Below are 25,743 nucleotides of genomic sequence, written 5' to 3' on the forward strand. Positions count from 1 at the left end.
TTACCCAATAGGCTAAACTAAAATGATAAATTTAAATGATTATACACCGATTGATTTCCCATGGGATTTTACTTGCTTTAGTGACATAGCCAAGAATCCTCTTGGTGTAAAGTTACCTTTGTATCATGTTGGTGAACATATGTATACAAAGTTCAGATGTCTACCAAATCATGTTGGTTGGGATAATGTTATTCACGGTGGCATTATCGCTCTTATATGTGATGATATTCTTGGTAAACATGTTTTAAGTATTAGTAAGTCATTTTGTATGACCCGTAATTTAAATATCAAATATCTAAAACCAACATATAGCAAGGTAGAGCATATATTCAAAACAACTATAATTCGTAAAGGTCGTACTACCGTGTGGATTAAAGTTGATATTTATAATGAAAAAGGCGATCTATGTGCCTATGCTGATGCAGACTTTGCCCTATTAGAAGAGCATCATGCTAAACAAAAAGATATCGCAAGCTATAAGCTTGATGATTTAGTGGCACATATTAAATAAGCTCTTTATTTGTCATTTCTGGCAAAAACTTATACACAATAATTATAAATGCAACTATGCAAGCTCCCATGAAATATAATACAGGAGCATAACCATAATCATGAGTAAGATCCAAGAATCTTGAGATAAACATACTTTCTATTAATGCTTTTGAAACAAGAGCTACAGATATCCCTATAGCGCGTATATGTACAGGTAGAACTTCTGATAATACTAACCATATACACACACCAGGACCTACTGCCCCTCCAAATACAACAAAAATCAACATCAAAAGACCTAAGTTGTTATATCCAGCTGTTATACAAAAGATCATTGTAAATATAGATACAAATGAAATTAATAACCCTCCAATAATAAGCTTTCTTCGACCAATAACATCGACAAGAAATAAGCCAAATACCGTAGCTATAAGATTAACTAAGGTCATTGCTGTGCCATAATAAGTCGCATCACAACTGCTACAACTACTAAGTTGACCAAACATAGTAGGACCATAACTTATAAAGACATTAATACCAACAAAGCCATTTAAAACTGCCATTAAACTAATCAGTATTACAGATAAATAGTATTTTTGTTTGATAACAATTTTAATAAACTCAACGAAACCTGTTTTATTTTTTTCGGTTAATGAGTGCTGAACCTTGAGAGCTAATTGCTCACTAATAGTTAGTGCCTGTTCATTTCTGCCCTTTAAGATTAACCAAGATGGTGAAAATGGTGCTATTAAGCTAATGATGAAAAGTAAAATTGAAAAAGGAATAGCGCAGGCAAATATCAGTCTCCAACCAAAGCTAGCGACAAATAAGCTTGCAAAAAAGTTAGCTAAAAAAATCCCAGAAACTAGTGATAGTTGAAATATAGCCATAGCTCTACCACGAAATTTAGCTACGCTAGTTTCTGAGATATAAACGGGAATTACTGTTAATAAAAATCCAATTGATATTCCTTGTAGAAGCCTTGATAACATCAATGTTGTATAAGTATTTGAGAACATCATTAAGACCATAGATACTGTAAATAAGAATGCTCCAAATGCTAAAACATTTTTTCTACTTAAAAAATCCATTAAAGGTCCTGATATAAACTTTGATATCAACGCACCAAAAAATACAATACCCGCTATCTCAGATAATTGCGTAAGATTAAGCGATAGTTCATCTTTTATAACTGGCAATGTACCAGAAATTACCCCTATATCAAACCCGGAGCATACACCTGTCAATATAATTAGGCTTATAACAATTTTTTGGTATTTCGTTACTAACATTAGATCCTCTCTACAGAATTTAAATTAAATACTCAACACAGCTAAGTAACAAACTCATAACTATAAAAATACATAAATAAAGTTAAAGTTTTATCATAATATTAAAGAATAAATTATTTGTTAGAGATTTTAGGGTAGTTTTTAAAATTAGCTTTTTAGTGCTTTATAAAGCATATCTTTAATTTCTAGTCTTTGTTTCTTAAGATCTTCAAGTTGTGAGTCTTCAAACATTCCAGTACTTTCAAGATTATATATTTTTTTATCTAGATCTTCATATTTCTTCATTTGATTGCTGATATGATGATTTTCTTTCATATTGTGTAATTGTTCTCTTAATTCAGGAAATTCTTTAACTAACGGATGATGCTCTAACATTTAAACGCTCCTAGCAATTTTTGATTTATAACTTAACTTTATACCTACCAAAAGATAAAAGCAAACATAATTGTATAATTAACTTTAATTAGTGTAATTGCGTATCTGTGCTAAACTCTGCTCAAATTTAATTTCACCATTATCATAATATGTTTGTAGTTGTGACTGAGGATGATATTCGCCAAGAGCATAACTATCATCAAGAACTATTGTTTTATAATTCCCCTTAGCATCTTTTATCAAATCTAGGCGTCCTTGTTTTGATTTTTTTGCTAGGTCTGTAATAGGTTCTTTTTTTGACACCTAATAGATTATTACCACGCATAATAGCTGAGCACTTGATTGCAAATTTGAAACTATCTCTATTTATTGACGATTCATAATTACCTTGCAGCAATGCCCCACCCATACCAAAAGCAATATTCTCTACTGAGTAACCTTGTATCTTCATAGCTTCTAAGACTTTTTTTGCCAGGCTAATACTTACGCTATCACCTTGAATCAATGCAACCTTGTTTAATACTTTATATCCTTTAGAATTTAGTCTACTACCATAACCTTTATCTAATTCATGCAATGCATATAGAATATTATCAACCGCATCTCCTGAATCAGGGCGAATAACCAAGTTAGCTTTTTTAGCTGTAACTTTATCTTTCAGATCAATCCAAGTTTGGATTGCTTTTTTGAAATCCCAACTATCAGAAACACATGCATATAAAACACTATTATCTCCAAATTGTTCTATCATATTTTCAAAAGCTCGGCGCTCACATTCAGTGCCGACACCCCAGCTTGTCATAGTTGAATGCTCACTAGCAGGGATTGAAAATCCAGCCATATCTTCAGCATAAAATTCTTTGCAAACATGCAATGCTGCTAATGTATCTGTTCCTAGAAAATTAGTTAGATGTGCAGCACCTCCAATCCCAGCTGACTCTTCTGACGAAACACCTCTATAGCCAAAATCATGAAGCATAAAACCTAATTTATCCAAACTATCTGCTGTCTCAAGTAGATATTTCTTTATTAGCTGTTTTATATTAAAACTAATTGTTGCTACAGTTGTTGGATACCATACTTTTAAAAGCAAAGTCTCAACAAATCCAGGCAACCAAAATAACTCTTTATCGGTACTTTCTATAGTCATCAACACATTATGCAAAGGAACTAGACTACCTTCTTTAACTGCGCGGATTCTAATCGGTAAATAGCCATTGTAGTTATTTAATATCTTCTCAAAACCACTACGATAAAATGGTAAACCATGAGCTAATAAAATTTTTTCTGCATCATCTATCATTTGTTGAGTTATTGGTTGAGATAAATATTTTTTTATATAATATTGCAAGCCAAAAAATTTAGTATGATTACCCAAATCTTTATTTGCTGTACCACGACTTTCTAGATAAAAATGTAGATAGCTAGTATCTTTAGGATATTGATATGGGTGTGAATGCTTATAACTATCTGTCATTAGAAGCAGATTATCAAAACTCATAGTAAAATTTACTAGTAAATAATAGAAATTATAAACTTATATAAGCTGAGAATAAAATAATAAATATAGATTAAAGAACTGAAAATAGGTTTTTAGGGTCTTTTATAGGTGGAACCATATCCATCTGACTACCAATATTATATTTTTCAGCTAAATCTAAAGTTAAACGCAAAGCCGAGAAATCTTCTATTGCAAAACCTACCGAATCATAAATTGTGATTTCCTTATCATTTTCACGCCCTTTCTTGTCACCTGTTAAGATTTCCCAAACTTCAGCATGAAGTACTTGTTCTACCTCTTGTGGAGATAGATTTTGAATTTCGCCCTCAATCATTGACTGCTCTTTATACTCAACTACAACCTTACCTCTAAAAAGAATATCCATATCAAGCTCGGTTTTACCAGGGCAATCACCTCCTAAGCCACTGATATGAACGCCTTCTTTAATCCAATCATTTTCAATAACTATTGCATGAAGCTTACAAGCAGTACATACAACGATAATATCAGCACCTTCACAAGCCTCTTTAGCACTATCACAAGCTATAAAGTCAAGATCGACATCTTTCATATTATTAGCATATTTTTTCATAGCTTGTGGATCTGTATCAAAATATCTAACTGTCTGTATAGGTCTAATTAACTTATGTGCTAAAGTCTGAAATTCACTTTGAGCACCTGTACCTATTAATGCCATAGTCTTACTATCTTTACGCGCTAGATAATCAGTTGCTAAAATAGTTGCAGCAGCTGTTCTTAGAGCTGTGAGCACTGTCATCTCAGATATAAGCAATGGGTAACCATATTTGATCTCATTTAACTGTCCAGTAGCTACAACTGTTTGCTTACCATCAAATGGATTTGCTGGATGTCCATTTACACATTTATATGTAAATAATTTATTGTCAGCAGTAGGCATAAGTTCTAAAACACCGCCAGGCACATGTGCTGCATAACGTGGTGATTTATCAAATTCACTCCAACGAATAAAGTCTTGTTTTGTATACTCAACAAGATCTGTTATGAAATTATTAAATCCGTGCTTTTGTACTATTTTTGCCATATCTTGGACTGATAAAATTCTCATATTGCCCTCTAATAATCATTAATTCTTAATTTATGTCATTGTAGTTTAGATATATAATACTTGCAAATACTTATATCTAAATGGTAGCTTTATTAATAATAAAATATAACAAGCTAAAATATCATTAAAATCAATTTCTAATATCGTATTACTATAAAAATAATAATAAAAACAATTATATTATGTAAAGTAATTATAGATTAGATACACTGATAAATAGCTCAATCTAGAATTATATCACTAGTCCAGCTATAAAAAAACTTCCGCCAACATACATCTAGCACTCCCCCCACCAACTACCTCGATATTTGTAATATCACAAGCTATAGGTGTTGCATATTTACTAATCAATGCTAATTGATCTTGAGAAAAGCCTTTATATGCAGTTTGCGAGAGTATTAAAAAGCTTTTATCATCTTTATTTTTGACCTCCAAAACATTACCGCACATTTGGTACATCTGTTCTAAAGATATGTCTATTATTTGTTTATTTGACTGTTGCAGAGTTTTTATAACTAATTCTCTTTCTATAGCTGACTTTATTGACTCAAGACAAACTATAGCTAAATGCTCACCTATACTTAACATCACATTCGTATGATAAATGGGACCTTTTTTATCATAACTTGTAAATGTAACTAATTTATATCCTAACTTATCACAAACTTGTTGTGCTAATTGAGCATCTGCTCTTGGAGATAATGACATATACGCAGTTTTGAACTCATGATCAAATATAAAAACTCCAGTTCCTTCAAGAGCTTTTGAATAATCACCACGCAAATCTATAACCTTGTAATTAGTTGTTGTAACTTTGTTAAGTTGCTCCAATAAATTATCTATTTGGACTTCGTTACGACGATTTTGTGTATACATCGGATATATAAAAATATATGGTTGGTTACCTATTAAATGAGTTGAGAACCAGTTATTCGGAAAGACTGCATCAGGAGTATTTGGTTTTGATTCTAAAACAATAACATTGATACCATTAGCACGAATTTTTGCCACCATATTTTTAAATTCATATATAACTCTATTTTGTAGCTCTTCATTTGAAATATCTAATTGGTTTTGAAAAGCATTATTAACTGAAGTCTCTTGATTAAAGCAGAAGTATTTTGGTTCGACCATAACTACAGTGTTAGCAATATATCTATTCATAATTAATTACTTTGTTTTTAGAAACTGTTATAGCTACAAATATATCTCGCTAATTGCTGATTGCAAATATATTTATCGATTTTTTAGTAATATTAATTTAAAAATTGATAACTAAAAATTTTTTAATTAACTAAGTTTAGAGAGATATCACAGAACTTGATTTAATAAAATCCGCTCATAACAACCTTCTTTAGTTAGCCACACAAGGGTTATTTTTTGTGGTTGTAACGTGACCGTTGTAGTTTTATTATTTATTTTTAGAGTATAATTACCTGCAGATAAATCCTTAGAAAATAAATCTACATTCTTAGGTAAAAGATTCCAACTTCTTTGATCTGCTTCAGTCGTTGCCATATTGTAAATAGATATACCAATAGCTGCCATTGCTGCATAGTCACCCGATGATTTAATTGCTGCTACAGAAATTGCAGTTTTGGTAACTAAACGCAGAACTTCTCTAGTCACAATTGCAGGATATTGGTCAGATAAAGATTTAGCTGCCATTGCTGTAGTATCAACTAATAAAGCACTTTTACTATGATCAATAAGCTCTTTTTCTTTAAAAATTTGAATATCAGCATTTTGGGCTAGATTGTAGGAACTGTAGTATGGCAAAGAAATTTTTTGTACACCAGCTTGTTGAAAAAATATCGTTATAGGAATATCAAATTTTTTTAATGGCTCAACCCAACCACTTTCATAAATAACTACAAGCTTCCCTTGCCCTTGTGGATAGATATTGCTACCACTATCAAAGGCTTTTTTAATTTGTTGATAGTCTGCACTGACATATGGATTATTTGGTACCACTCTAAATGCATTACTCATCGATAGGTTAGCATTATTTAAGTCCGTATCATATGATTGATATATTATTGCCTCTAAATAATAGCCAAAAGCATTCTCATAAGAGTTTCTCACTCTACTAGCGATTGTTGCTAACTGTCTGTACTGTTTTGAAGTTGAAATATTTGATGATATCTGCCTAGAGTTGACATGATTTAGCTCTTGATAATTTTTACCTTGAGTTTGAGTAGCTAAATCCTTAGCTTGAAATGTTGCATATTGTGCATAAGATAAATTGCGGATACTTACAGCAGCATTTTCTAAATCATGCTTTTTTAGATAATTAAGTGCTTGATAAGCATATAAAAAAGTTATCTCATAATCAGCTATATAGTAATATCTTTCTTTATCACTTAATAGAGTTGCTTGAGTATCTTTAAGAATATTTCTAACTCTTAATTTTGCTTCAGCTTCAGATTTAGCAACATAATCAGTTGCTTTGGTATATTTTTTTTGTGATAACGCTGTATTACCTATTAGTTGCTCAAAGCGACCAGTCTCTAAAAATCCAATCGCCGCATCCACACCATCATTATCAAAAGTTTTTATAAACTTAGTTTCTATCGGCTTATATTGGCAAGTTTCTATAGCATTTTTAGCATTACCAACTTTACTAGGGTGACTGTCACTAAATGTAGCACAACTTGAGGTAATCCCACACAATAGTAGCACTAAAAAACTTTTAGCTTTCATAATAACTTATTTGGTCAGATAAGCACGTAACCCAGGTTGAACTTTAGCTAAACTACCATCAATCACTATTCCAATAGAATATTTAGGCATAACATCGGTAATTCTAACCTTTGCTAAAACTTTACTATCAAGTACGATATGTTGTCCTGTAGCAGGATCTAATGTAACTCCACCATCTTGACGGACCTCATAGACACTTCCTTTGATAATTCTATTACCACCTTGATTAAAATAAATCTCACCATCATCAACTTTCAAGACTTGAAGAGGATATATAGCTCCAATAACCTGATCTGATATTGTTTTACCTAATTGTTTACCTAAATAGCTCAATAGTTGCATATAATTAGCATCATCAGCATTAGCATACTGGTTAGCAATATTTGTTGGTACTTCAATAGTAACAACATTTGACCATTTAACCTCCATTGTTGCTAACTCTACCATGCGATACGCCACTGTAGAAGAAACATTTAGTGTTGTAAAATCTTCACCGTAATATGAAGTTTTATTTTTAGTTATATTTAGGTTGAGAATATCACCAGTAAGAATAAAATCAGCACCTATTTTTTGATTAAGCATGCTCTTATCATTATCTGTATCAGAATTAAGTATACGCTTAATTTCACTTTCATAAGCCTTCTCATCATTAACATCTCGATTTGACACTCTAAATTTACGTGACTGCGTGATTTGCGCAATTATACTATTATTTAAGCCTGTTTGGAGTTGCTCTTGATTAACATCACCATCTATCTTGGCACCTTTTGTATCAAAAGGTAATATTGCTACTCTAAACATTTTTAGTTTGCTACGCTCATCTACACCTTTGTAACTAACACTACTAGCTGAACTAAGCATCGAACTTGCAGAACTCATAGCTGTACTACCTGAGAGCATGCTTGTGCCAGATAAATTATTCTGTGCTCCAACAGCTATGGCTGTGATAAAAGTCATAGATAATACTAAAGTAATTAACCTTTTTTGCATATTTAAAACCCTAGTATTGATTTAGATACTTATTATCATCACTTTGTCTAATAATTACCTTACCATTTAGGGAACTTTGGCCACTTTCAGTATTTTGAGTATTTTGCTTACGATACTCATCATAACTAAAGTTTTTAATCTTGTTAGCCGTAGCCACTTGCTTAGGATCCCATTTAAGTACCACACCATAAACAATATTTTCAGTACCTGGCAGCTTGTAGCGCCATCTTTTGACAGTTTTAAGACCAATAATATCTAAATTAGCTTTTGTCTTATAATATGTCGATAATGTTTTTTCAATATCTGTAGCATCTATTCTACGAGTTTGTTGAGTCTTTGTATTTTTAGCTAAAGTACTTGATATATTCTCAGACATAGTCAATGCTTCTTGTGTTGACATCTGTCCTGCAATTAGGGTAACAAGATTTGCTCTTGCCATAATTGTTGCCTGTTTATAACCATAATCACCTGCTGAAACACCTTGAATACTCGGACCATTATATGAACCTTGACCATAGGCTAAAATATATGGTTTGTTATCCTCACCAAAACCAACACGGATACCATAGTCGCCCATCATATCCTCACCTGACTTATCTTTATATAAATCAGATGGTGACTGACCACCTTTACCAACTATTACTGGCTGATTACCATGCTTAATATCTTCAAACATACCTTTGATTTTATCTGAATAGATAACCACTACGCCGATAGCAGCATTACCATCTTTCTCAACTACAAAAGTCTTAATCGGTAATAATCCTGATAAATTACCAAAACCTGTAGTCAAGCTTTTTATTGTCATTTGCTGGCTTAATAATGCCTTTTTCTTCTCTTCTGGTGTCGCAAAATCATTAGGATTTAAACCTTGCTCTTTAAGCTGGTTATCTAATTTTGCTTCATCAAGTGCCTTTTGCTTAGCATCAATAGCAGCTTGTGTTCCTTGTTTTGGTTTATCAGCATCTGTATCAATCTCATTCGCAGCTGAGCCCTGCGTACTATCTATATTTAAACTCTTATCGACTTTAGTATTTGCTGAAATAAATGATATGTACTCTGCTTGAGCTTTTATTAATGCTTTCTCAAATGCAAGTTGCGCACTATCAACATAGTTTGAATTTGTTTGATTAACAGATGCTGTACCAATCGCAGAACCAACATAATCATATTTATCTCTGAGATTATTTTGATCAATGTAATTTTCCATAACATCGTTTAATATCTCTTCTGCTGATCTTTTATCTTGACTAGTTGTCGCAACTGGTTTTGAATCCGACGAAATAGCGTTATTTAAATTAGCAACAGCTGCTCCCATATCCACTTTTGCTTGGGTTTGCTGCTGGGTAGTTTTAGAGTCTACAACTGTAGCATCTGCAGCAAATAATGAGCTTGCCAGCAACGATGAGGCAATTAATGAAGTTAAAATTTTCTTTTTTCATATAATTTCTCCTTTTTTATAGATCCTAATAGTAATTAAGGATATCTAATTTTTATATCTTACCAACCAAAAGTCGATTTAGTTTGAGATTTACGAATCTGCTTATCATCTTGCCATACAACAAGGCCCGTTTTTAGGTCCATCATTTTCAGTGTAGCTAAGAAGAACTTAGACCTCTTATCGCCATCAACATTAGTATTATCAATATCTTGGATAGAACCATAGACCATATATCTAGCACCAATATGCTGTCCAATCTTAGTTGCAGTAGTTTGATCAACCATCCCACTATTTGCTTGATAGCCAAGCTGTTCCCGAACATTTTTGATCTGAGACATATCTGTAACTTGGAATAATCCTGATTTTATGATCTGTGTTTGAACAGTGTTTGAGAGCATAGTAGTATTTATATGCTCGCGAGTCTCATTACGAATATTGCTAAAGAATAATGTTGGCGTATCCATAGCAGTAATCCTTTTGACTGCTGGTGAATTAAGCATATCTTCAGCCATCTTATTTGTAATAGCTTGTAAATCTGTTGAACTAAAATTTATCGATGTTGTATCAACACCATTTGGATCCTCATATGCTACAGTAGTTTTGCCACATGAGCTAAGTACTAATACTAAACTGACAGATATAGTTGTGAATAAGAGCCTCTTTTTCATTATTTTTTAAACAGAATAATTTACCTATATTGCGATTATAACAAAAATAATTGAGAATGTTATTGATTATAAATACTAAAGTTTATTTTAAAGGCTCTCTCATAACATACACACAGACTGAACCTATCTGCTCGATTGAATATTGAGCAAAATTGTTTTGCAGATATTTTTCTATTGACTCATAAGTATCATTCTTATTATCAAAAATTCCCTTAGCATTAAATTTATTAGCAACCTTAGCAGCAAGTTTTGAGCTATAATCATTGATTATAGTTGATCCAAAAGCAATACCTTCTTGGCTTAGCATTTTTACAATATTTTCAAATACCTTTTCCTTGTTACCGTTATCCGGTAAACAATGAATTAAATAGTTACAAGATATAGAATCATATTTTGAGAAAAAATTTTCAGGTATATCTTTGAGAATATCAATGTGATAAGTCAATATTTGTTTGTCTTTAAGAACGTTTTTTACATAATCTAAACAATTTTGGTTTAGATCCATAAGTACTACAATTTCTAGTTTATCTTTTACTTTTTTTTAGATAATATCCTGAACTAACACCTATATCTAGATGATTAGGTGAGACATTATTTTTGTATAATTTTAGTAACTGGGATGTTTTACATTTCCATAAGAAATTATTATTAAAAAATAAAACAATAAAATTATAAAGCTTAAGGACTAATCTTGAATAGACCTTTTGACCATCATGCGTACTTTTACTGCTCTATTCTACCAAAATATATTTGAGCGCATTGGCTTAATTGCAAAAACAACTATCAGTATAACATATGTATACCATGGCACTACTAACAAAACTGGTATCAACACTGCCAACATACATGCTAAAAAGAACATACTAAAGAATAAAAGTACTTGATATGACGGCTTATTTGTCTTTAGATATTTATGTGCTTTTTCAATATACGATCCTTCAAATGACAAAAGGTGAATCGCTATTGGAAAAACCGCTGTCAAAAACATTAGCAAATAAAAAAACCAGCTTATTGATGTCAAAATAATATAATTACTAGCTATTAGTAAACCAACTAAAAAGTAGACAATTTTAACCAAAGCGATATCGAGTAAACTAAACTGCTGCAACTTTTCTGCCAAGAATTGTTCCTCATTCATAATCTATTCCCTAGATTAATTATTTATATAATAATATTAACTTATAATGAAAGGATTTTGAATAAATTCACAAGCAGATTAGTTTACCAAAGGTATAGAATACTGCTACTCGACTAAAGCTTAATAGTACCTAACTGATCGGCAGGAATTTCTTTTTCTACAGTTTGGATATCACCATTACCATCCTCAGACTTTTTAACAATCTTTGCTGTTTTTCCATCTGAGTCTATTGTAATCGAACTAAATTTTTTAAATACTTGAGGATTATTCTTAGTTTTAGTTGTGCTAGATTGCGCTTGCATTTGAGCAATACTTTGATCAATATTAGCTAGCATCTTGTTAAAATGCTCGTCTAATAACTGTTGTTGCTTTTGAAAATTTGTCATCATTTGCTCAATTGGATCTTTAGTAATAGTTTGTGAACTTTTATCTTGAGTTTTTTGTTTGACCCAACCAACGCTACCATCTTTATTATCAACCACCTCGATCCAGTCATCTTTTGAAAAAATAGCTTTATAGCGTGAATCTTGATCATCTATAGTTGCAAGCTTTGACGACTTAGTATCTGGTTTTGCATACATTATATAGCTATCCGCATATACTCCAGAAACTACTGTTAATCCTAAAATTGTTGCTAGAACTTTTTTCATTTTAGCCTCCTTTTATCGTTGTATAATATTTTATACATAAAAGATTTTATTATTTAAATAAGTTTTATAGCTATTTTTTCAAGATATAAAGCTATTAATTAAGCTATAATTATACTATTGAACTAAAATTATAAGCTAAACAATGAGTGACAACCCAAAAGTCTTAGTGGCCGATGATGACAAGGAAATAGCTCAGTTCATAAAAACTAAGTTTGTAGAAAATGGTATTGAGACAACTGTAGCTTATGATGGCAAGGAAGCTCTGTTTCTAATCAATACTAATAACTATGATGTAATCGTTATAGACTGGATGATGCCATATTTAGATGGTATTTCTTTGCTTAAGATATTGCGCAAACAAAATGTGAACACTCCTATTATCATTCTAAGCGCTCTTGATAGTACCGAAAATAAAATTCAAGGTCTCAAATCAGGGAGTGATGACTATCTTACCAAACCTTTTTCAATAGATGAATTGATGATTAGAGTAAACATACTCTACAAAAGGACTAAACAAATTACTGAGGCTCAAACTCATAGATTAAGTTGTGGTGATATTGTTCTTGATAAGCTTGCTCATGAGGTACGTCGTAATGGCGATTTAATACTTCTACAACAGCGTGAATATAAAGTTTTACATCTTCTTCTAAAACATAAAAATGAGGTTGTCAGTAAAACAATGATACTCAAAGAAGTTTGGGATTATGACTTTAATCCGCAAACGAATGTAGTAGAAGTACATATCTCTCGCCTGCGTAACAAATTAACTGAAGGAGGACTGATAGATCCGATAAAAACTATACGAGGATTTGGATATGTCATCCAAGAATAGTCTTTATGATAGTATCCAACGCAGATATATAATCAGCTCCAGCTTTAAAATGGCAATGCTTTTTACAGTCTTATTAGGCTTAAGCATAGTCTCTTGGATTTACATAATCTTCTCTGCTGTTGGCGATAGAGTAATTGAGCATATTATCCCTTTAAGTATAGGAATCTTTTGCACCGTAAGTGTTGTGATCATAAGTTACTTGATCAGCGTCTTTGTTGTAAGGAAAATCAATCACATTGCCAGCTCTGCAGCCTCAATAGTAAATACTCGAGATTTTAGCCAAAGAATCAAATCAAATACTAACTGGGATGACCTTAGTAATCTAGCTAATATTCTTAATATTCTTTTAGCTAATATTGAGGAGCTTTTAGTAGATATAAAAAGTGTTTCAAACAATATTGCTCATGATTTAAAAACACCTCTAACACGCTTAAAAAATAAGTTAGAGAACCTCAAGCAAACAAACCCAAATAAAGATTCAAGTGACGCGCTAGCAGAATGCAATCAGTTACTCGATATCTTCAATAGCTTGCTAAGGCTTAATCGTCTTGAACATGGACGTGAGAATTTAATCAAAAAACGTTTAGATATAAAAAATATTATCGATGATGCTATTGAACTATATGAGCCAATCTTTGAGCAGAAAAATATTCGGTTAAAAATTAATATATTACCTAGAAATCTTAATATTGATAAAAATCTTATCTTTCAGAGTATCATAAATATTTTAGATAATTGCTACAAATACTCAAAAGATAATACTGAAATTTCAATTAATACAAAAATACAAAACTCCAAGTACATAATTGAAATAGCTGATCAAGGAATTGGCATAAATAATGAAAATACTAATAAAATCTTTGAAAGATTTTTTCGTGAAGAAAAAAGCCGTAGTCAAACAGGTAATGGCTTAGGACTCTCTCTAGTTAAAAAAATTATCCAACTACATGATGGTGATGTCATTGCTCAAAATAACAAACCCCAAGGTTTAAAAATGATAATATCACTACCGTTACATTAACAAATTTTAACTATGTTTTTAAAAACTAAAAAATTAATCTTATAATTAAATAAAACTCTTATAAATAAATCTAAAAATGGAAAAAATAGCTGTAATAGGAAGTGGAATATCTGGACTCGCAGTGAGTTATCTCCTTAAGGATAAATATCAAATTACTCTGTATGAAAAAAATAACTATTTTGGTGGTCATGCGCGTACTTTAAAGGTAGATAATACGCCTATAGATACGGGTTTTATTGTTTTTAATTATCATACTTACTATCATCTATCAAGATTATTTAAACATTTAGATGTACCAGTCGCTGAAAGTAATATGTCTTTTGGGGTATCTATCAAAAATGGCAAATTTGAATACGGCTCTAGTAGTATCAAGAGTCTATTTGCACAGTGGACTAATATATTTAGACTAAGCTATTATAAGATGATAAAAGATATCTTAAAATTTAATAAAATATCAAGACAACACCTTAAACAAAATACTCTTGATGAAAATATTACCCTTGCAGAGTACTTAGACTCAATAAAAGTTGGTAACTTCTTCAAAGATTACTATCTATTAGCTATGGGAGCTTGTATTTGGAGTACACCACTAGAAAAAATGTATGACTTCCCCGCTCTTAGTTTTATTAGATTTTTCAATAACCATGGTTTACTTACAACTACTAAGCCTGTTCAATGGTATACGGTTAAAGGTGGTAGCAAAATATATGTTGAAAAAATTATCAGTCAGTTAAAATCTGCTAATATCACATTTGCACCTCAAGCAACCAAAGTAACACGATCTGAAAAAACTGTTATCACAGATATAAATAACAATAGTGATGAGTTTGATAAAGTAATATTTGCTTGCCACTCTAACGAAGTTCTTGAGCTACTAGATGATGCTAATAGCTATGAGAAAGAGCTAATCTCAGCTATTAAATATCAACCAAATTCAGTAATATTACACACAGATGCTAATATTATGCCAAAACGCAAAACCGCATGGTCAAGCTGGAATTATCTAAGTGCTGAAACTAAAGATAAGCGTGATGTAGTTTCACTTAGCTATTGGATGAATAATCTTCAACCCTTAGATACGGATATAGATTATTTTGTTACAGTTAATCCAGACCAAAAACCTGATCCACAAAAGATAATTAATGAGCATACTTTCGATCATCCTGTATTTGATAAAAAAGCCATACAAGCTCAACAAGAGTTTGATAAAATCCAAGGGCTTAACAATACATACTATTGCGGAGCTTATCTACGCTATGGCTTCCATGAAGATGGTATACTAAGTGCTGTAAATGTTGCGGCTAAACTAGGAGTTACAACCCCGTGGTAAAAGACTTTGTCCTAAGCTCAAAAGTTTTTCATAAAAGACACCTCCCTAAACAAAACTCATTTAGGTATAGATCTTATTATGTAATCTTGGATATGTTACAACTAAATCAGAACAAAACTAAACTATTTAGCATAAATAAACCTAATCTATATTCTTTCTATGACAAAGATCATGGTCTGAGAGATGGCTCAAGCAGTCTAAAATGGGCAACTGACTTATTAAATCAGTACAAACTTGAATACGATGATATCAAACTAATGACTATGCCAAGAGTCCTAGGTTACTTATTTAATCCAGTTAGCTTTTGGCTCTGTTACAAAAATAACAAACTTATAGCTGTAATTGCTGAAGTTAATAATACTTTCAAAGAAACTCATAGTTACATCTGTCATAAAAATGGACAAGACATAACTAATAAATGTTGGTTTAAAGCAGAAAAAATTTTTCATGTATCTCCATTCTATCCAAGACAAGGCTTCTATAAGTTTAACTTCGCACTAAATTTTGAAAATAGTGCAAAAAATCAAATTATCATAAATTACTACGATAATGATCAACTCCAACTTGGCACTGCGATTAGTGGTAATATGAAACCTTTATCAAGTGCAAATTTGATAAAAGAATTCATTAGATCACCATTGCTAACTTTCAAAGTTATTTATCTAATCCATTGGCAAGCTTTAAAAATTGTGTTTAAAAAAATTAAATATATCCCTAAGCCTATACAACAACATGATCGAATAAGTGTTGCCAAGTTTATTAATTTATAGAAATATAAATCTAGGTCGATAATATTTATTAACAAAATTTAATTTTCTAGCAATATTATCTCAATATTTATTTGTTAATATTTACTATAGAAGATACTAACCAATAGCTTTTTAAGATATGTTTGAGAAAATAGTAAAAAAAAATCTGCTCGAATCACTAGATAAGATTGAGTATGGTGAACTATATTTGACTCCTCCCGAAGGAGAAACAATATACACCAAAGGCGCAAAACCAGGACCAATAGCAGATTTGAAGCTCAAGGATTGGCGTACAGTTGTCAACCTTAAACTAAAATCAGATATTGGCTTTGCTGCTGATTATCGCGATGGTTATTGGGAGACTTCTGATCTTAAATCCCTCATACATCTAGGCTTAGAGAATGAAGAAGCTTTTGGACAATATATGAAACCGAACATTTTCTTCAAACTTTTTCACAAAATTGGCTACTTGACTAAAAGAAATAGTATCAAACAAAGTAAAAAAAATATCTATGATCATTATGACTTAGGTAATGATTTTTATAGCCTATGGTTAGATAGAACTATGACCTACTCCTCTGCTTTATATAAAAATCAGAATGAAACATTAGAACAAGCACAAATCAATAAATACAAAAATATAGTTGATAAGTTCGATAAAAAAGATGGTTCTATAATCGAGATAGGTTGTGGTTGGGGTGGTTTTGCTGAAACAGCTCTAACTAGTGGTAACTATTTCCTAAAAGGCATTACACTTTCTGAAGAGCAACATGCTTACGCTAAAAAGCGCTTAACTGGCAAAAATGCTGAAATTGTAATCGAAGACTACCGCATCCAGACTGGCAAATATGATTATATTGTCTCTATTGAGATGATCGAGGCTGTTGGTAGAGAATATTGGAATACATATTTTTCAAAGCTTAAATCACTACTTAAAGAAGATGGTAAAATTATCATTCAAGCAATAGTTATTGATGATGCGCTTTTTGCTGAGTATGCTAAAGGTACTGATATGATTAGAACCTTTATCTTCCCAGGTGGTTTTCTGCCATCTATGGAGCAAATTAATCTTGAACTTGATAAAGTTAACTTAAAATGTGTAGGTAAAGAATCTTTTGCTAAAGATTATGCAAAAACTCTTGACGAGTGGGACAAAAACTTTATAAACGTTGAGCAAGAGCTTATAAAACTTGGTTTTGATAAGCGTTTTCAAAGGATGTGGCGTTTTTATCTAAACTCTTGCAGTGCTGCATTCACACATGGTCGTATTGATGTCGTACAACTGGAGATTGTTCATGCTTAGGAAACTACTAATAATTATTTTTATTAGTTTACCTCTATTTAGTGTGGCTGAAGAGCTAACTTTACAACAAATAAAATCACAACAATCACAACAAGTTGGTAAAGTACATTTTACTAAATGTTTTTTTGATGTTTATGATGCTGAGCTTTACAGTGAAAATGGTCATTTTAGCTGGGATAAACCTTTTTTACTCAAAATTCATTATCTCAGAAGTTTTAGTGGTAAGAATATTGCGAATCATACGGTCAAAGAAATTGCTGGCCAACATCCACAACTAGCACATACTACCCTTGATAAATACAAAGAAATTTTTGCCAGATTAATGCCAGATGTAAAAGATGGCACAAATCTATATGGTTACATGGATAAAGATGGTAATGGGTATATCTATTCAGATAAAGGTTTACTTGGTGAAATACCAACTAAAACTCTTTCAAAATATTTTTTTGAAATATGGCTTAGTGATAAATCATCTCATATTAAACTATTAAAACAGTTGAGGGGCTTATGAAGAAATTAATATCTAAAATAGGAGTAATTATTATGGCGCTAGGATTATTTGGCTGCTCTGCTGATATATTAAGTTATAAAGGTGAAGGACCAAAGCTTGATTTGCAGCAATACCTACAAGGTAAAATTGTTGGCACAGGAATTATTCAAGACTATAAAGGTAAAGTTACCAAGCAATTTGACTTCTCTGGTACTGCTAGCTGGGATGGTAATCTTGGCACATTTGATGAGTATATGGTCTACTATGATGGTCAGAAAGATCATCGCATTTGGAAGATTAAGAAGATATCTGATAACTATTATGAAGGTACTACAGCTGATGTAATTGGCATAGCCAAAATCTATGTTGAAGGTAATGCAATGAATTGGCAGTATCAAATGGATATCCCTGTTGGCGATAAAAAATACAAAATTAATTTTGATGATTGGATGTATTTGATGAATGATGGTGTACTTATAAATAAAAACTCATTTAAGAAGTTTGGTTTAACTGTAGGTTCTTTAACATTATTCATGCATAAGGAAAAAACAGGAGCATAATATGCAAAAGTTTGCAGGTAAAACAATCTGGATAATTGGTGCAACAGATGGTATTGGTAAAGCAGTTCTAAAAAAGCTTGATAATTCTATCAAAGCAGAATTTATTATATCAACACGCGCTCTAGATAAACTACAAAATATAGCAGCCAATCTTAAAAACACCTCTCATATACTAAGCTTTGATGTTGCTGACTTTGCAGAATTTGAGAAAGCCGCAGCTAAAGCTCTTAACTATAAACCCGATTTTATTATATACTTACCTGCATTTTATGAGCCATCATTAATTGCTGATATTGCAATCACCAATCTTAACAAGACTATCCAAACTAATTTAACTGCAGTTTTCTACTTAATTAGATTTGTGCTACCTTTTCTGAAGAAAAATCCTGATTGTCAACTTGCCATAACAGCAAGTGTTGCAGGCTATATTGGACTTCCTAGATCACAACCTTATGCAGCAACTAAAGCTGGTGTAATAAACTTAGTTGAAAGTCTCAAAGCTGAAAATCCAGAGCTTGATATTCGCCTAATCAATCCTAGCTTTGTCAAAACTAAACTTACTGATAAAAATAATTTTAAAATGCCAGCATTACTGAAGCCAGAACAAGCTGCTGATAGTATTATTAAAGGTTTGGAAACAAGTAAATTTGAGATTCACTTTACAAAAAAATTCACTATAATTCTAAAACTTATTGCGGCACTACCATATAAGCTATACTTCAAGATTGCTAAGAAAATGATCTAAAATTGGAGAAATCATGGAAACACAGTCTAATAAACTGACGATAATAGCATTTGCTATTATGCACTTAGCCTGTTTGGCAATATTTTTTGTAAATTATAATATTACAGCGCTAGTTGTATTTCTTGTTACATTCTCAGCTAGAACATTTGCTTTGACAGCTGGATATCATCGTTACTTTGCACACAAAGCTTTTCAAACCTCTAGAGTGTTTCAATTTATCTTAGCGTTAGTAGGTACTTGGGCGTCTCAAAAAGGACCGCTTTGGTGGTCAGGTCATCATAGATATCACCACATTCATTCTGACAAAGACACAGATCTACACTCACCTAAAAATGGTATCTTTCAATCACACGTAGGCTGGGTTTTTGAATCTAGAAGCGACCATGTAGATCCAAAATTTACCAAAGACTGGGTTAAATATCCTGAGCTAGTATGGATAGATAAATATGCTCATGTATCATTTGCTCTATATCTGGTAGGGCTTTTTGCTTTAGGGAGCCTAGTCAGTCACTTTTATCCTAGACTTGAAACATCTGGACTGGCATTTGTCTTCTGGGGAGGGATACTAAGTACCGTCTTGCTATACCATACCACTTTTAGTGTAAACTCAATTTGCCATATTTTTGGCTCTAAAGATTACGAAACTTCAGATAATAGTCGCAACAATTGGTTTATAGCTCTAATTACATTTGGTGAAGGTTGGCATAATAATCATCATAAATTTGCTTACTCGGTTAGAAATAATCTTAAAGTGTGGCAAATAGATATTACCTATATGATTTTATGTGTCTTGAGAAAGTTCAGAATAGTTTGGGATTTTAAACAACCAAAGAAAACAATTTAGATTAAATTTAGTGTGCTAATTTTGCTTTTGTTTTATTCTTTTTTCTACTTCTTACTTTTTTCTTTTTAGCTTTTTTAATTTTTTTTAGTTTTTTTGCAAATGGCTTAGCTGAGCTATTCTCAACAAATGACTTACGTGGATCATACAGCTCAAAATCTATATGAATTCTTTCAAGATCAGCTCGGACAACTCTTACCGTGATATCTTGACCAATTTTATAGACTTTATGGGTTCGTTTACCAATTAATATATCTTTAGCTTCGTCATAAATATAGTAATCACCAGGAATAGCTGAGACATGTATTAAACCTTCTATATACATATCTTTTAGCTCAGCAAATAGACCTAAACCATTAACATGCTTAATTTGAGCTTCTAAAACATGACCAATATAATCTTGCATAAAGTAGCACTTCAACCAATTCTCAACTTGCTTAGAGGCTGCATCAGCATTTCGCTCTTGATCAGAAGCATTTTCACAAATATTTGCTAATTCAGAAGGTTTATAGTCAGCAGCGCCATGCTCATATTCACCAATAATTGATTTTATTATTCTGTGTACCACTAAATCTGGATATCTACGAATTGGTGAGGTGAAATGCGTATATTCACTATATGCTAATCCAAAGTGTCCATCATTATTTATGCTATATACAGCCTGATTCATACTACGTAAAGTCATCATCTGAATATCGTCATAATCTGGACGATCTTTTATACTAGCTAGCATTTGTGCTAATGCTTTCGGAGTAACTTTACCATTCTTGCCATAAGCAAAATGAATACCATGCTTAGCAAGATACTTCTTAAGAGTTTCCATTCTATCTTCTTTAGGCTCACTATGAACTCTAAATGGTGATGTCTTTTTGTGCTTAATAGTAAACTTAGCTGCCGCAACATTTGCTACAAGCATGCACTCTTCTATAAGTCTATGTGCATCATTACGATGTCTTGGTATGATTGATTCGATATGATTGTAATCATTCAGTATAATTTGTGTTTCAACTGTATCAAAATCTATAGCACCTCGCTCTTGTCTAGCTTGATGAAGTACTTTATACAACTCGTATAAATCAAATATATTAGGTACCAACTCAGGAGTATTCTCAACTATAGTATTTTGTTTCTTTTCTAGAAGTTTGGCTACTTCTGTATATGTTAAGCGAGCCTTTGAATTTATTACTGCTGAATAAAACTTATATCTAGAAAGCTTACCTTCCTTACTAATATTCATCTCACAAACTAGAGAATATCTATCTTCATTTGGTCTTAATGAACACAAACCATTTGATAGCTTCTCTGGTAGCATTGGTATCACATAACCAGGGAAATACACTGAAGTAGAACGACGCTTAGCGTCTAAATCTAAAGCCGAATCTTTCTCAACATAATTTGAGACATCTGCAATTGCCACATATAACTTCCAACTACCACTTTTAGTCTTGTGTGCATAAACAGCATCATCAAAATCTTTAGCATCTTCACCATCAATTGTTACAAAGTGTTCATTACGTAGATCAACCCTATTGCCAACAACCACGTCATCAGAAATATTATCTAAATAGTGTAAAGCCTTTTTACTCCACTGCTCAATTAAATCATATTTCTGTGTTGCCATCATCATCGCTTCTTTAACTGGAGATACTGCTTCGACCTCTTGCTTAAATTTAGCAACAGCTGCACTACTTATACTAGGATAAACAACAATCTCAGCTTCTATTAAAGAGTTATGCTCTATTTTTTGCTTTGGTGGTAATAGCACTATGTCACTTGTTATGCTTTTGCTTATCGGCTTAATAAAATCACAGTCAAAGCTCTTATAATAATAGCCCGTGACTGTCTTCTGAGCTCTTGTCACTATGGTTTTAATTTCCGCATCTATTCGACCACGCTTATTAAGCCCAAGAACTTTTGCGGTTACCTCATCACCAACCATTACCATTTTTGCTTGATGCGATACTATACCCACCTTTGTATTTAGAGTATGACTAAATAACTCTAAACGAGAATCTCTATCTGCAGTAACCTTAGATGTGATATATATTGGCGCCATTTCCGGCAAATTATAATATGATCTATCCTTCTCTAGCTGACCATCCCTAACCATTGCACCCAAACGATTTACAAGCCCTTCGAAAAGATTTTTTTTAAAAATCTCTAAAACATCTGCTATATTCTCAATGCTTACAGGAAGCTTTACGTCTCTTATATAGTTTAAGATCACTTCCCTACTTGGAATTGGGTTTTCATATTTTTGCGCTTCAATATCCTTATTCGGATCATTATGTATGCTGTACTTACTCACTTATCAATATATCCTGATCAAAAAATTTTTTATTAATCAACTTACCTTTATCAAACTCTGCTATAGCAACAAACTTCTCAACATCATATATCCTGACCGTTCCATCAAGATGAGGTTTGTCAGCGAGGAGTCCTCTTTTATATAAATCATCTTTTTCTTCTTCTAATAAAGAATATATTGGTTTGTCGATAAATACACTCTCTATATTAGTTATACTAGCAATTTTTTGCTCAAAACTTAAATCTTTTAGTTGTTCTAACTCAAAAGCTTGGGCTAATTTAAAAGGTCCACTTTGAGTTCTTTGTAAAGCTATCAAATGTCCACCACAATTTAGTTTCTTACCAATATCTATCGCCAAACTACGGATATATGTTCCCTTTGAACATTTAACTCTAACTTTCAAAGTATCTTTGTCAAAATCTAATAGCTTTAACTCATAAATTTTAATATTTCTTGGTTTAATCTCAACACTCTTACCTTCTCTGGCAATCTTATAAAGGGGCTGTCCATTATATTTAAGTGCTGAGTACATAGGTGGAATCTGTGAGATATTGTCACGAAAATTTGCTAAAACCGTTTCTAAATATTCCGCAGATAACTCAGGGATGTTAGTGCTTTTTGCTATTATTTGACCCTCATCATCACCACTATCAGTTTCAATACCGAGTCTAATTGTAGCTATATACTCTTTATCAGCATCAAGTAGGTATTGTGCTATTTTTGTAGCTCTGCCAAAACATATCGGTAGAACCCCGGTCGCCATAGGATCCAAAGTACCCGTATGACCTGCTTTTTGTGCATTAAATAAATACTTTAGCTGCTGTAAAACTTTATTTGAACTAACACCTTTAGTCTTATTAATAACAACTACGCCATTTAAGTTTAGTCTATTTTTTTTCATGTAAGCCTTGTTGTGATAACATTTCTATCATTTTTTCAGCCGCTTTTTGCTCAGCTTTTTTCCGTGAAGTACCCTGAGCTTTAACTTGAAGATTTAAATCTTTTGACATAGCAACTACAGTAAATTCCTGCTCATGGTCTTTACCCTCTATAGTTTCAATACTATATTCTGGCAAACTCAAAGCATTCTGTAGCAAAATCTCTTGAAGCTTTGATTTGCTATCTTTGACCTTGATAGTATCTAGATTGATACTCAATATTATTGGCTGATACCATCTTAATATGACTTTCTTGACTGTTGCAAAATCACTATCCAAATAAATAGCTCCTATCACAGCTTCAAAAACATCCTCTAATATTTTCTCACGCTTGTGACCACCCTGTTCACTAGCACCTAAGATAATGTACTCATCCATTTTAAGACTTGAAGCTAATTGTGCTAAAGTTGCTCCTTTGACTAATTTAGATCTTAGTTGCGATAGTTTTCCTTCATCCAAATCTGTAAATTGTTTATACAAAACTTCAGCAATTACAAAACTTAGAACAGAGTCACCAAGAAACTCTAATCTTTCATAATTTTTCTTAGTCTTACTTCGATGTGTTAAGGCTCTTATAAGAAGAGTATAATCTTTGAATTTATAGCCAAGAATGTTATAAAATCGTGAATATTCAGGAACCATTTTTAATTAAAAGACCTTACCAATTTCATCCCAGCGAACCTTTTTATCTATCTTATCCCAGCTCATCCAAACAACTTTTGCTTTGCCAACTAAATCTTTCTCAGGTACAAAACCCCAATAGCGACTATCTTCACTATTATCACGATTATCTCCCATGACAAAATAACTACCAGCTGGAACTTTAAGATCCTCGAAATCAGTCCCCTTGACAAACTCTATCCAATCAACCTCATGCTTAACACCATCAAGGTTCTCAGTACATACTGTATCACCGCTACCAGCAGCTAAAGACTGATTATAATAGTTCATAGCATCACGATTACAGTTAGTATACTCAAGCTTTTTACCATTTATCGTTAGCATTTTATCTTTATATGAAATTACATCACCTGGTAATCCAATCACTCGCTTGACAAAATCAACATTAGGATTAACTGGAAAATGAAATACTACAATATCACCTCTTTTAGGTTCACCAACTTTTATTAAAGTTTCATTAGTAAATGGTGCTCTGATACCATAAGCAGTTTTATTGACAAAAATAAAATCACCAACTGGAAGAGTTGGTGTCATTGATGCAGTTGGAATTAAAAAGTTACCAATCAAGAAAGTTCTAAGTATAAATACTACAAAAAATACACTAAATAAAGACCTCGCCTGATCAGCAATAAAAGGTGCTTTTAATCCTCTATCTTTATAGAACTGGCGTTTTTGCTTCTTAGAAAGACCTTTTAATTCATCAGCATATGCCGCTAATCTTGATTTTTGGAAGAACACAAAATCGATAATATAAATTAAGCCACTAGCAATGGTTAAGAATAAAAGCCAAAAAGTAAATCCCAAATTTAAAATATAGTTTAAGATTTCCATGAGAAGTTACTTAATTACTTTATCCTTTTGTACAAAGTAACCAACACCTCTAATAGTCTGTATAAAATTAGGAATGTTAATTTTCTTTCTTAAATTATGCATATGTACTTCTAGGGTGTTTGTATCCATTTCCTTATCAGTAGAATATACTTCTTCTAAAAGCTGTGTCTTTGGTACTACTCTACCAGCATTTTGTACCAATATAGCTAAAAGCGCTAACTCTTTTTTTGAAACTGGAATTATAACACCATCTTTAGTTACTGTTTCAGAACTTGGGTTAAAACTATAATCACCAAATCTAATCTCTTCATTAACACTTTTACCAGATCTAGTATCAATACGACGAGAAATAGCTTTAATTCTAGCAACTAGCTCTTTTAACTCAAATGGCTTAGTTAGATAATCATCAGCACCAAGATCAAGACCTTTAATCCTATCTTCGAGACCATCTCTAGCTGTCAACAGTATTATTGGTACTTTAATACCTCTATTTCTAACGTTTCTTAGAACTTCCAATCCTGTTTTTATTGGCATACCAATATCCAAAACAATGATATCATACAATCCAGATTCTATAAAAGTCTGTGCTGCCTCACCATCTGAAACGAGATTTACAATCAAACCCTCTTTTTGCAAAGCTTCTAATAAGCCTTCACCCAAATGAAGATCATCTTCAGCCAACAATATTCTCATAATTAACCCTTGCTATTTAAAGTAGTATTGTGTATCATTAATCCAATTATATACAATAAGGTATATAAAATAAATATTTATTTA

Annotated in this window: 26 protein-coding genes and 1 pseudogene; 10 read left to right on the forward strand and 17 right to left on the reverse strand. The window is 32.1% G+C overall.

Going from position 1 to position 25,743, the window contains the following annotated elements; translation table 11 throughout:
• Positions 1 to 22 precede the first annotated feature (22 nt).
• Complete coding sequence (locus tag FSC454_RS07525) at positions 23 to 511, forward strand: PaaI family thioesterase (RefSeq protein ID WP_066046970.1); 489 nt, start codon at positions 23 to 25, stop codon at positions 509 to 511.
• On the opposite strand, the gene FSC454_RS07530 is transcribed toward FSC454_RS07525, so the two are convergent.
• The 12 genes and pseudogenes from FSC454_RS07530 to FSC454_RS07585 form a co-directional block, all read right to left on the reverse strand.
• Entirely contained in the window at positions 504 to 1,784 is a 1,281-nt protein-coding gene (locus FSC454_RS07530) for an MFS transporter (RefSeq protein ID WP_066046972.1), read from the reverse strand. The genes FSC454_RS07525 and FSC454_RS07530 overlap by 8 nt on opposite strands.
• Before the next feature lie 147 nt (positions 1,785 to 1,931).
• A complete protein-coding gene (locus FSC454_RS07535) occupies positions 1,932 to 2,159 on the reverse strand; it encodes an HP1242/YdcH family protein (RefSeq protein ID WP_066046974.1) in 228 nt (75 codons plus the stop codon).
• Positions 2,160 to 2,243: 84 nt separating this feature from the next.
• Positions 2,244 to 3,660 (reverse strand): annotated as a pseudogene (locus FSC454_RS07540) (nicotinate phosphoribosyltransferase).
• A gap of 70 nt (positions 3,661 to 3,730) precedes the next feature.
• Entirely contained in the window at positions 3,731 to 4,747 is a 1,017-nt protein-coding gene (locus FSC454_RS07545) for an ornithine cyclodeaminase (protein ID WP_066046978.1), read from the reverse strand.
• A gap of 249 nt (positions 4,748 to 4,996) precedes the next feature.
• Complete coding sequence (ctlX, locus tag FSC454_RS07550; RefSeq protein WP_066046980.1) at positions 4,997 to 5,911, reverse strand: citrulline utilization hydrolase CtlX; 915 nt, start codon at positions 5,909 to 5,911, stop codon at positions 4,997 to 4,999.
• A gap of 147 nt (positions 5,912 to 6,058) precedes the next feature.
• Positions 6,059 to 7,450 carry a COG3014 family protein gene (locus FSC454_RS07555; protein WP_066046982.1) on the reverse strand — a complete coding sequence of 464 codons (1,392 nt, stop codon included), beginning with the start codon at positions 7,448 to 7,450 and terminating at the stop codon, positions 6,059 to 6,061.
• A 6-nt stretch (positions 7,451 to 7,456) separates the two neighbouring features.
• Entirely contained in the window at positions 7,457 to 8,440 is a 984-nt protein-coding gene (locus FSC454_RS07560) for a penicillin-binding protein activator LpoB (protein ID WP_066046984.1), read from the reverse strand.
• 10 nt (positions 8,441 to 8,450) lie between these two features.
• Complete coding sequence (locus FSC454_RS07565; RefSeq protein ID WP_071794824.1) at positions 8,451 to 9,869, reverse strand: DUF6844 domain-containing protein; 1,419 nt, start codon at positions 9,867 to 9,869, stop codon at positions 8,451 to 8,453.
• A 71-nt stretch (positions 9,870 to 9,940) separates the two neighbouring features.
• A complete protein-coding gene (lpoB, locus tag FSC454_RS07570; RefSeq protein WP_014548799.1) occupies positions 9,941 to 10,549 on the reverse strand; it encodes a penicillin-binding protein activator LpoB in 609 nt (202 codons plus the stop codon).
• Positions 10,550 to 10,631: 82 nt separating this feature from the next.
• On the reverse strand, positions 10,632 to 11,054 hold the full coding sequence (locus FSC454_RS07575; RefSeq protein WP_231865171.1) for a class I SAM-dependent methyltransferase: 423 nt from the start codon (positions 11,052 to 11,054) through the stop codon (positions 10,632 to 10,634).
• Between the two features lie 231 nt (positions 11,055 to 11,285).
• Positions 11,286 to 11,687 (reverse strand): hypothetical protein, encoded by a 402-nt coding sequence (locus FSC454_RS07580; RefSeq protein ID WP_066046988.1) that lies wholly within the window; start codon positions 11,685 to 11,687, stop codon positions 11,286 to 11,288.
• A gap of 113 nt (positions 11,688 to 11,800) precedes the next feature.
• Positions 11,801 to 12,337 carry a hypothetical protein gene (locus FSC454_RS07585; RefSeq protein WP_066046990.1) on the reverse strand — a complete coding sequence of 179 codons (537 nt, stop codon included), beginning with the start codon at positions 12,335 to 12,337 and terminating at the stop codon, positions 11,801 to 11,803.
• 142 nt (positions 12,338 to 12,479) lie between these two features.
• Here FSC454_RS07585 and bfpR point away from each other — a divergent pair, with 142 nt between their 5' ends.
• The 9 genes from bfpR to FSC454_RS07630 all read left to right on the forward strand — a co-directional run bounded on the left by bfpR (position 12,480) and on the right by FSC454_RS07630 (position 20,211).
• Positions 12,480 to 13,169 carry a two-component system response regulator BfpR gene (bfpR, locus tag FSC454_RS07590; RefSeq protein WP_066046992.1) on the forward strand — a complete coding sequence of 230 codons (690 nt, stop codon included), beginning with the start codon at positions 12,480 to 12,482 and terminating at the stop codon, positions 13,167 to 13,169.
• A gap of 49 nt (positions 13,170 to 13,218) precedes the next feature.
• Positions 13,219 to 14,190 carry a HAMP domain-containing sensor histidine kinase gene (locus tag FSC454_RS07595; RefSeq protein WP_231865172.1) on the forward strand — a complete coding sequence of 324 codons (972 nt, stop codon included), beginning with the start codon at positions 13,219 to 13,221 and terminating at the stop codon, positions 14,188 to 14,190.
• A 76-nt stretch (positions 14,191 to 14,266) separates the two neighbouring features.
• The gene (locus FSC454_RS07600; RefSeq protein WP_066046995.1) at positions 14,267 to 15,520 is read left to right on the forward strand and encodes an NAD(P)/FAD-dependent oxidoreductase; all 1,254 of its coding nucleotides are present in this window, start codon (positions 14,267 to 14,269) and stop codon (positions 15,518 to 15,520) included.
• Entirely contained in the window at positions 15,514 to 16,290 is a 777-nt protein-coding gene (locus FSC454_RS07605) for a DUF1365 domain-containing protein (RefSeq protein ID WP_066046997.1), read from the forward strand. The genes FSC454_RS07600 and FSC454_RS07605 overlap by 7 nt, the downstream gene beginning before the upstream one ends.
• Positions 16,291 to 16,408: 118 nt before the next feature.
• Entirely contained in the window at positions 16,409 to 17,572 is a 1,164-nt protein-coding gene (locus FSC454_RS07610; protein ID WP_066046999.1) for an SAM-dependent methyltransferase, read from the forward strand.
• The gene (locus FSC454_RS07615; RefSeq protein ID WP_066047001.1) at positions 17,565 to 18,083 is read left to right on the forward strand and encodes a chalcone isomerase family protein; all 519 of its coding nucleotides are present in this window, start codon (positions 17,565 to 17,567) and stop codon (positions 18,081 to 18,083) included. The genes FSC454_RS07610 and FSC454_RS07615 overlap by 8 nt, the downstream gene beginning before the upstream one ends.
• Positions 18,080 to 18,622: a DUF3833 domain-containing protein gene (locus FSC454_RS07620; RefSeq protein WP_066047003.1), complete on the forward strand. Its 543-nt coding sequence runs from the start codon at positions 18,080 to 18,082 to the stop codon at positions 18,620 to 18,622. The genes FSC454_RS07615 and FSC454_RS07620 overlap by 4 nt, the downstream gene beginning before the upstream one ends.
• Position 18,623: 1 nt before the next feature.
• Positions 18,624 to 19,367 (forward strand): SDR family NAD(P)-dependent oxidoreductase, encoded by a 744-nt coding sequence (locus FSC454_RS07625; RefSeq protein WP_066047005.1) that lies wholly within the window; start codon positions 18,624 to 18,626, stop codon positions 19,365 to 19,367.
• A 13-nt stretch (positions 19,368 to 19,380) separates the two neighbouring features.
• Positions 19,381 to 20,211: an acyl-CoA desaturase gene (locus FSC454_RS07630; protein ID WP_066047007.1), complete on the forward strand. Its 831-nt coding sequence runs from the start codon at positions 19,381 to 19,383 to the stop codon at positions 20,209 to 20,211.
• Between the two features lie 7 nt (positions 20,212 to 20,218).
• Here the strand turns inward: FSC454_RS07630 and rnr are convergent, their stop codons facing one another.
• Genes rnr through qseB form a run of 5 tightly spaced genes read right to left on the reverse strand, consistent with a single transcriptional unit; the run spans position 20,219 to position 25,659 of the window.
• Positions 20,219 to 22,516, reverse strand: a complete 2,298-nt coding sequence (rnr, locus tag FSC454_RS07635) for a ribonuclease R (RefSeq protein ID WP_066047009.1) — start codon at positions 22,514 to 22,516, stop codon at positions 20,219 to 20,221.
• Positions 22,509 to 23,417, reverse strand: a complete 909-nt coding sequence (gene truB, locus FSC454_RS07640; protein WP_066047011.1) for a tRNA pseudouridine(55) synthase TruB — start codon at positions 23,415 to 23,417, stop codon at positions 22,509 to 22,511. The genes rnr and truB overlap by 8 nt, the downstream gene beginning before the upstream one ends.
• Positions 23,404 to 24,096: a ribonuclease III gene (gene rnc, locus FSC454_RS07645; RefSeq protein WP_014548814.1), complete on the reverse strand. Its 693-nt coding sequence runs from the start codon at positions 24,094 to 24,096 to the stop codon at positions 23,404 to 23,406. Before rnc ends, truB begins: the two co-directional genes overlap by 14 nt.
• A gap of 6 nt (positions 24,097 to 24,102) precedes the next feature.
• Entirely contained in the window at positions 24,103 to 24,966 is an 864-nt protein-coding gene (lepB, locus tag FSC454_RS07650; protein WP_066047013.1) for a signal peptidase I, read from the reverse strand.
• A 6-nt stretch (positions 24,967 to 24,972) separates the two neighbouring features.
• Positions 24,973 to 25,659, reverse strand: a complete 687-nt coding sequence (gene qseB, locus FSC454_RS07655; protein WP_014548816.1) for a response regulator QseB — start codon at positions 25,657 to 25,659, stop codon at positions 24,973 to 24,975.
• Positions 25,660 to 25,743: the final 84 nt, after the last annotated feature.

Source organism: Francisella hispaniensis FSC454, assembly GCF_001885235.1.
Taxonomy (GTDB): Bacteria; Pseudomonadota; Gammaproteobacteria; order Francisellales; family Francisellaceae; genus Francisella; species Francisella hispaniensis.

Coding starts and splice junctions, on each gene's coding strand:
- FSC454_RS07525 (WP_066046970.1), top strand. CDS start 23: ATGATAAATTTAAATGATTATACACCGATTGATTTCCCATGGGATTTT.
- FSC454_RS07530 (WP_066046972.1), bottom strand. CDS start 1,784: ATGTTAGTAACGAAATACCAAAAAATTGTTATAAGCCTAATTATATTG.
- FSC454_RS07535 (WP_066046974.1), bottom strand. CDS start 2,159: ATGTTAGAGCATCATCCGTTAGTTAAAGAATTTCCTGAATTAAGAGAA.
- FSC454_RS07545 (WP_066046978.1), bottom strand. CDS start 4,747: ATGAGAATTTTATCAGTCCAAGATATGGCAAAAATAGTACAAAAGCAC.
- ctlX (WP_066046980.1), bottom strand. CDS start 5,911: ATGAATAGATATATTGCTAACACTGTAGTTATGGTCGAACCAAAATAC.
- FSC454_RS07555 (WP_066046982.1), bottom strand. CDS start 7,450: ATGAAAGCTAAAAGTTTTTTAGTGCTACTATTGTGTGGGATTACCTCA.
- FSC454_RS07560 (WP_066046984.1), bottom strand. CDS start 8,440: ATGCAAAAAAGGTTAATTACTTTAGTATTATCTATGACTTTTATCACA.
- lpoB (WP_014548799.1), bottom strand. CDS start 10,549: ATGAAAAAGAGGCTCTTATTCACAACTATATCTGTCAGTTTAGTATTA.
- FSC454_RS07575 (WP_231865171.1), bottom strand. CDS start 11,054: ATGGATCTAAACCAAAATTGTTTAGATTATGTAAAAAACGTTCTTAAA.
- FSC454_RS07580 (WP_066046988.1), bottom strand. CDS start 11,687: ATGAATGAGGAACAATTCTTGGCAGAAAAGTTGCAGCAGTTTAGTTTA.
- FSC454_RS07585 (WP_066046990.1), bottom strand. CDS start 12,337: ATGAAAAAAGTTCTAGCAACAATTTTAGGATTAACAGTAGTTTCTGGA.
- bfpR (WP_066046992.1), top strand. CDS start 12,480: ATGAGTGACAACCCAAAAGTCTTAGTGGCCGATGATGACAAGGAAATA.
- FSC454_RS07595 (WP_231865172.1), top strand. CDS start 13,219: ATGGCAATGCTTTTTACAGTCTTATTAGGCTTAAGCATAGTCTCTTGG.
- FSC454_RS07600 (WP_066046995.1), top strand. CDS start 14,267: ATGGAAAAAATAGCTGTAATAGGAAGTGGAATATCTGGACTCGCAGTG.
- FSC454_RS07610 (WP_066046999.1), top strand. CDS start 16,409: ATGTTTGAGAAAATAGTAAAAAAAAATCTGCTCGAATCACTAGATAAG.
- FSC454_RS07615 (WP_066047001.1), top strand. CDS start 17,565: ATGCTTAGGAAACTACTAATAATTATTTTTATTAGTTTACCTCTATTT.
- FSC454_RS07620 (WP_066047003.1), top strand. CDS start 18,080: ATGAAGAAATTAATATCTAAAATAGGAGTAATTATTATGGCGCTAGGA.
- FSC454_RS07625 (WP_066047005.1), top strand. CDS start 18,624: ATGCAAAAGTTTGCAGGTAAAACAATCTGGATAATTGGTGCAACAGAT.
- FSC454_RS07630 (WP_066047007.1), top strand. CDS start 19,381: ATGGAAACACAGTCTAATAAACTGACGATAATAGCATTTGCTATTATG.
- truB (WP_066047011.1), bottom strand. CDS start 23,417: ATGAAAAAAAATAGACTAAACTTAAATGGCGTAGTTGTTATTAATAAG.
- rnc (WP_014548814.1), bottom strand. CDS start 24,096: ATGGTTCCTGAATATTCACGATTTTATAACATTCTTGGCTATAAATTC.
- lepB (WP_066047013.1), bottom strand. CDS start 24,966: ATGGAAATCTTAAACTATATTTTAAATTTGGGATTTACTTTTTGGCTT.
- qseB (WP_014548816.1), bottom strand. CDS start 25,659: ATGAGAATATTGTTGGCTGAAGATGATCTTCATTTGGGTGAAGGCTTA.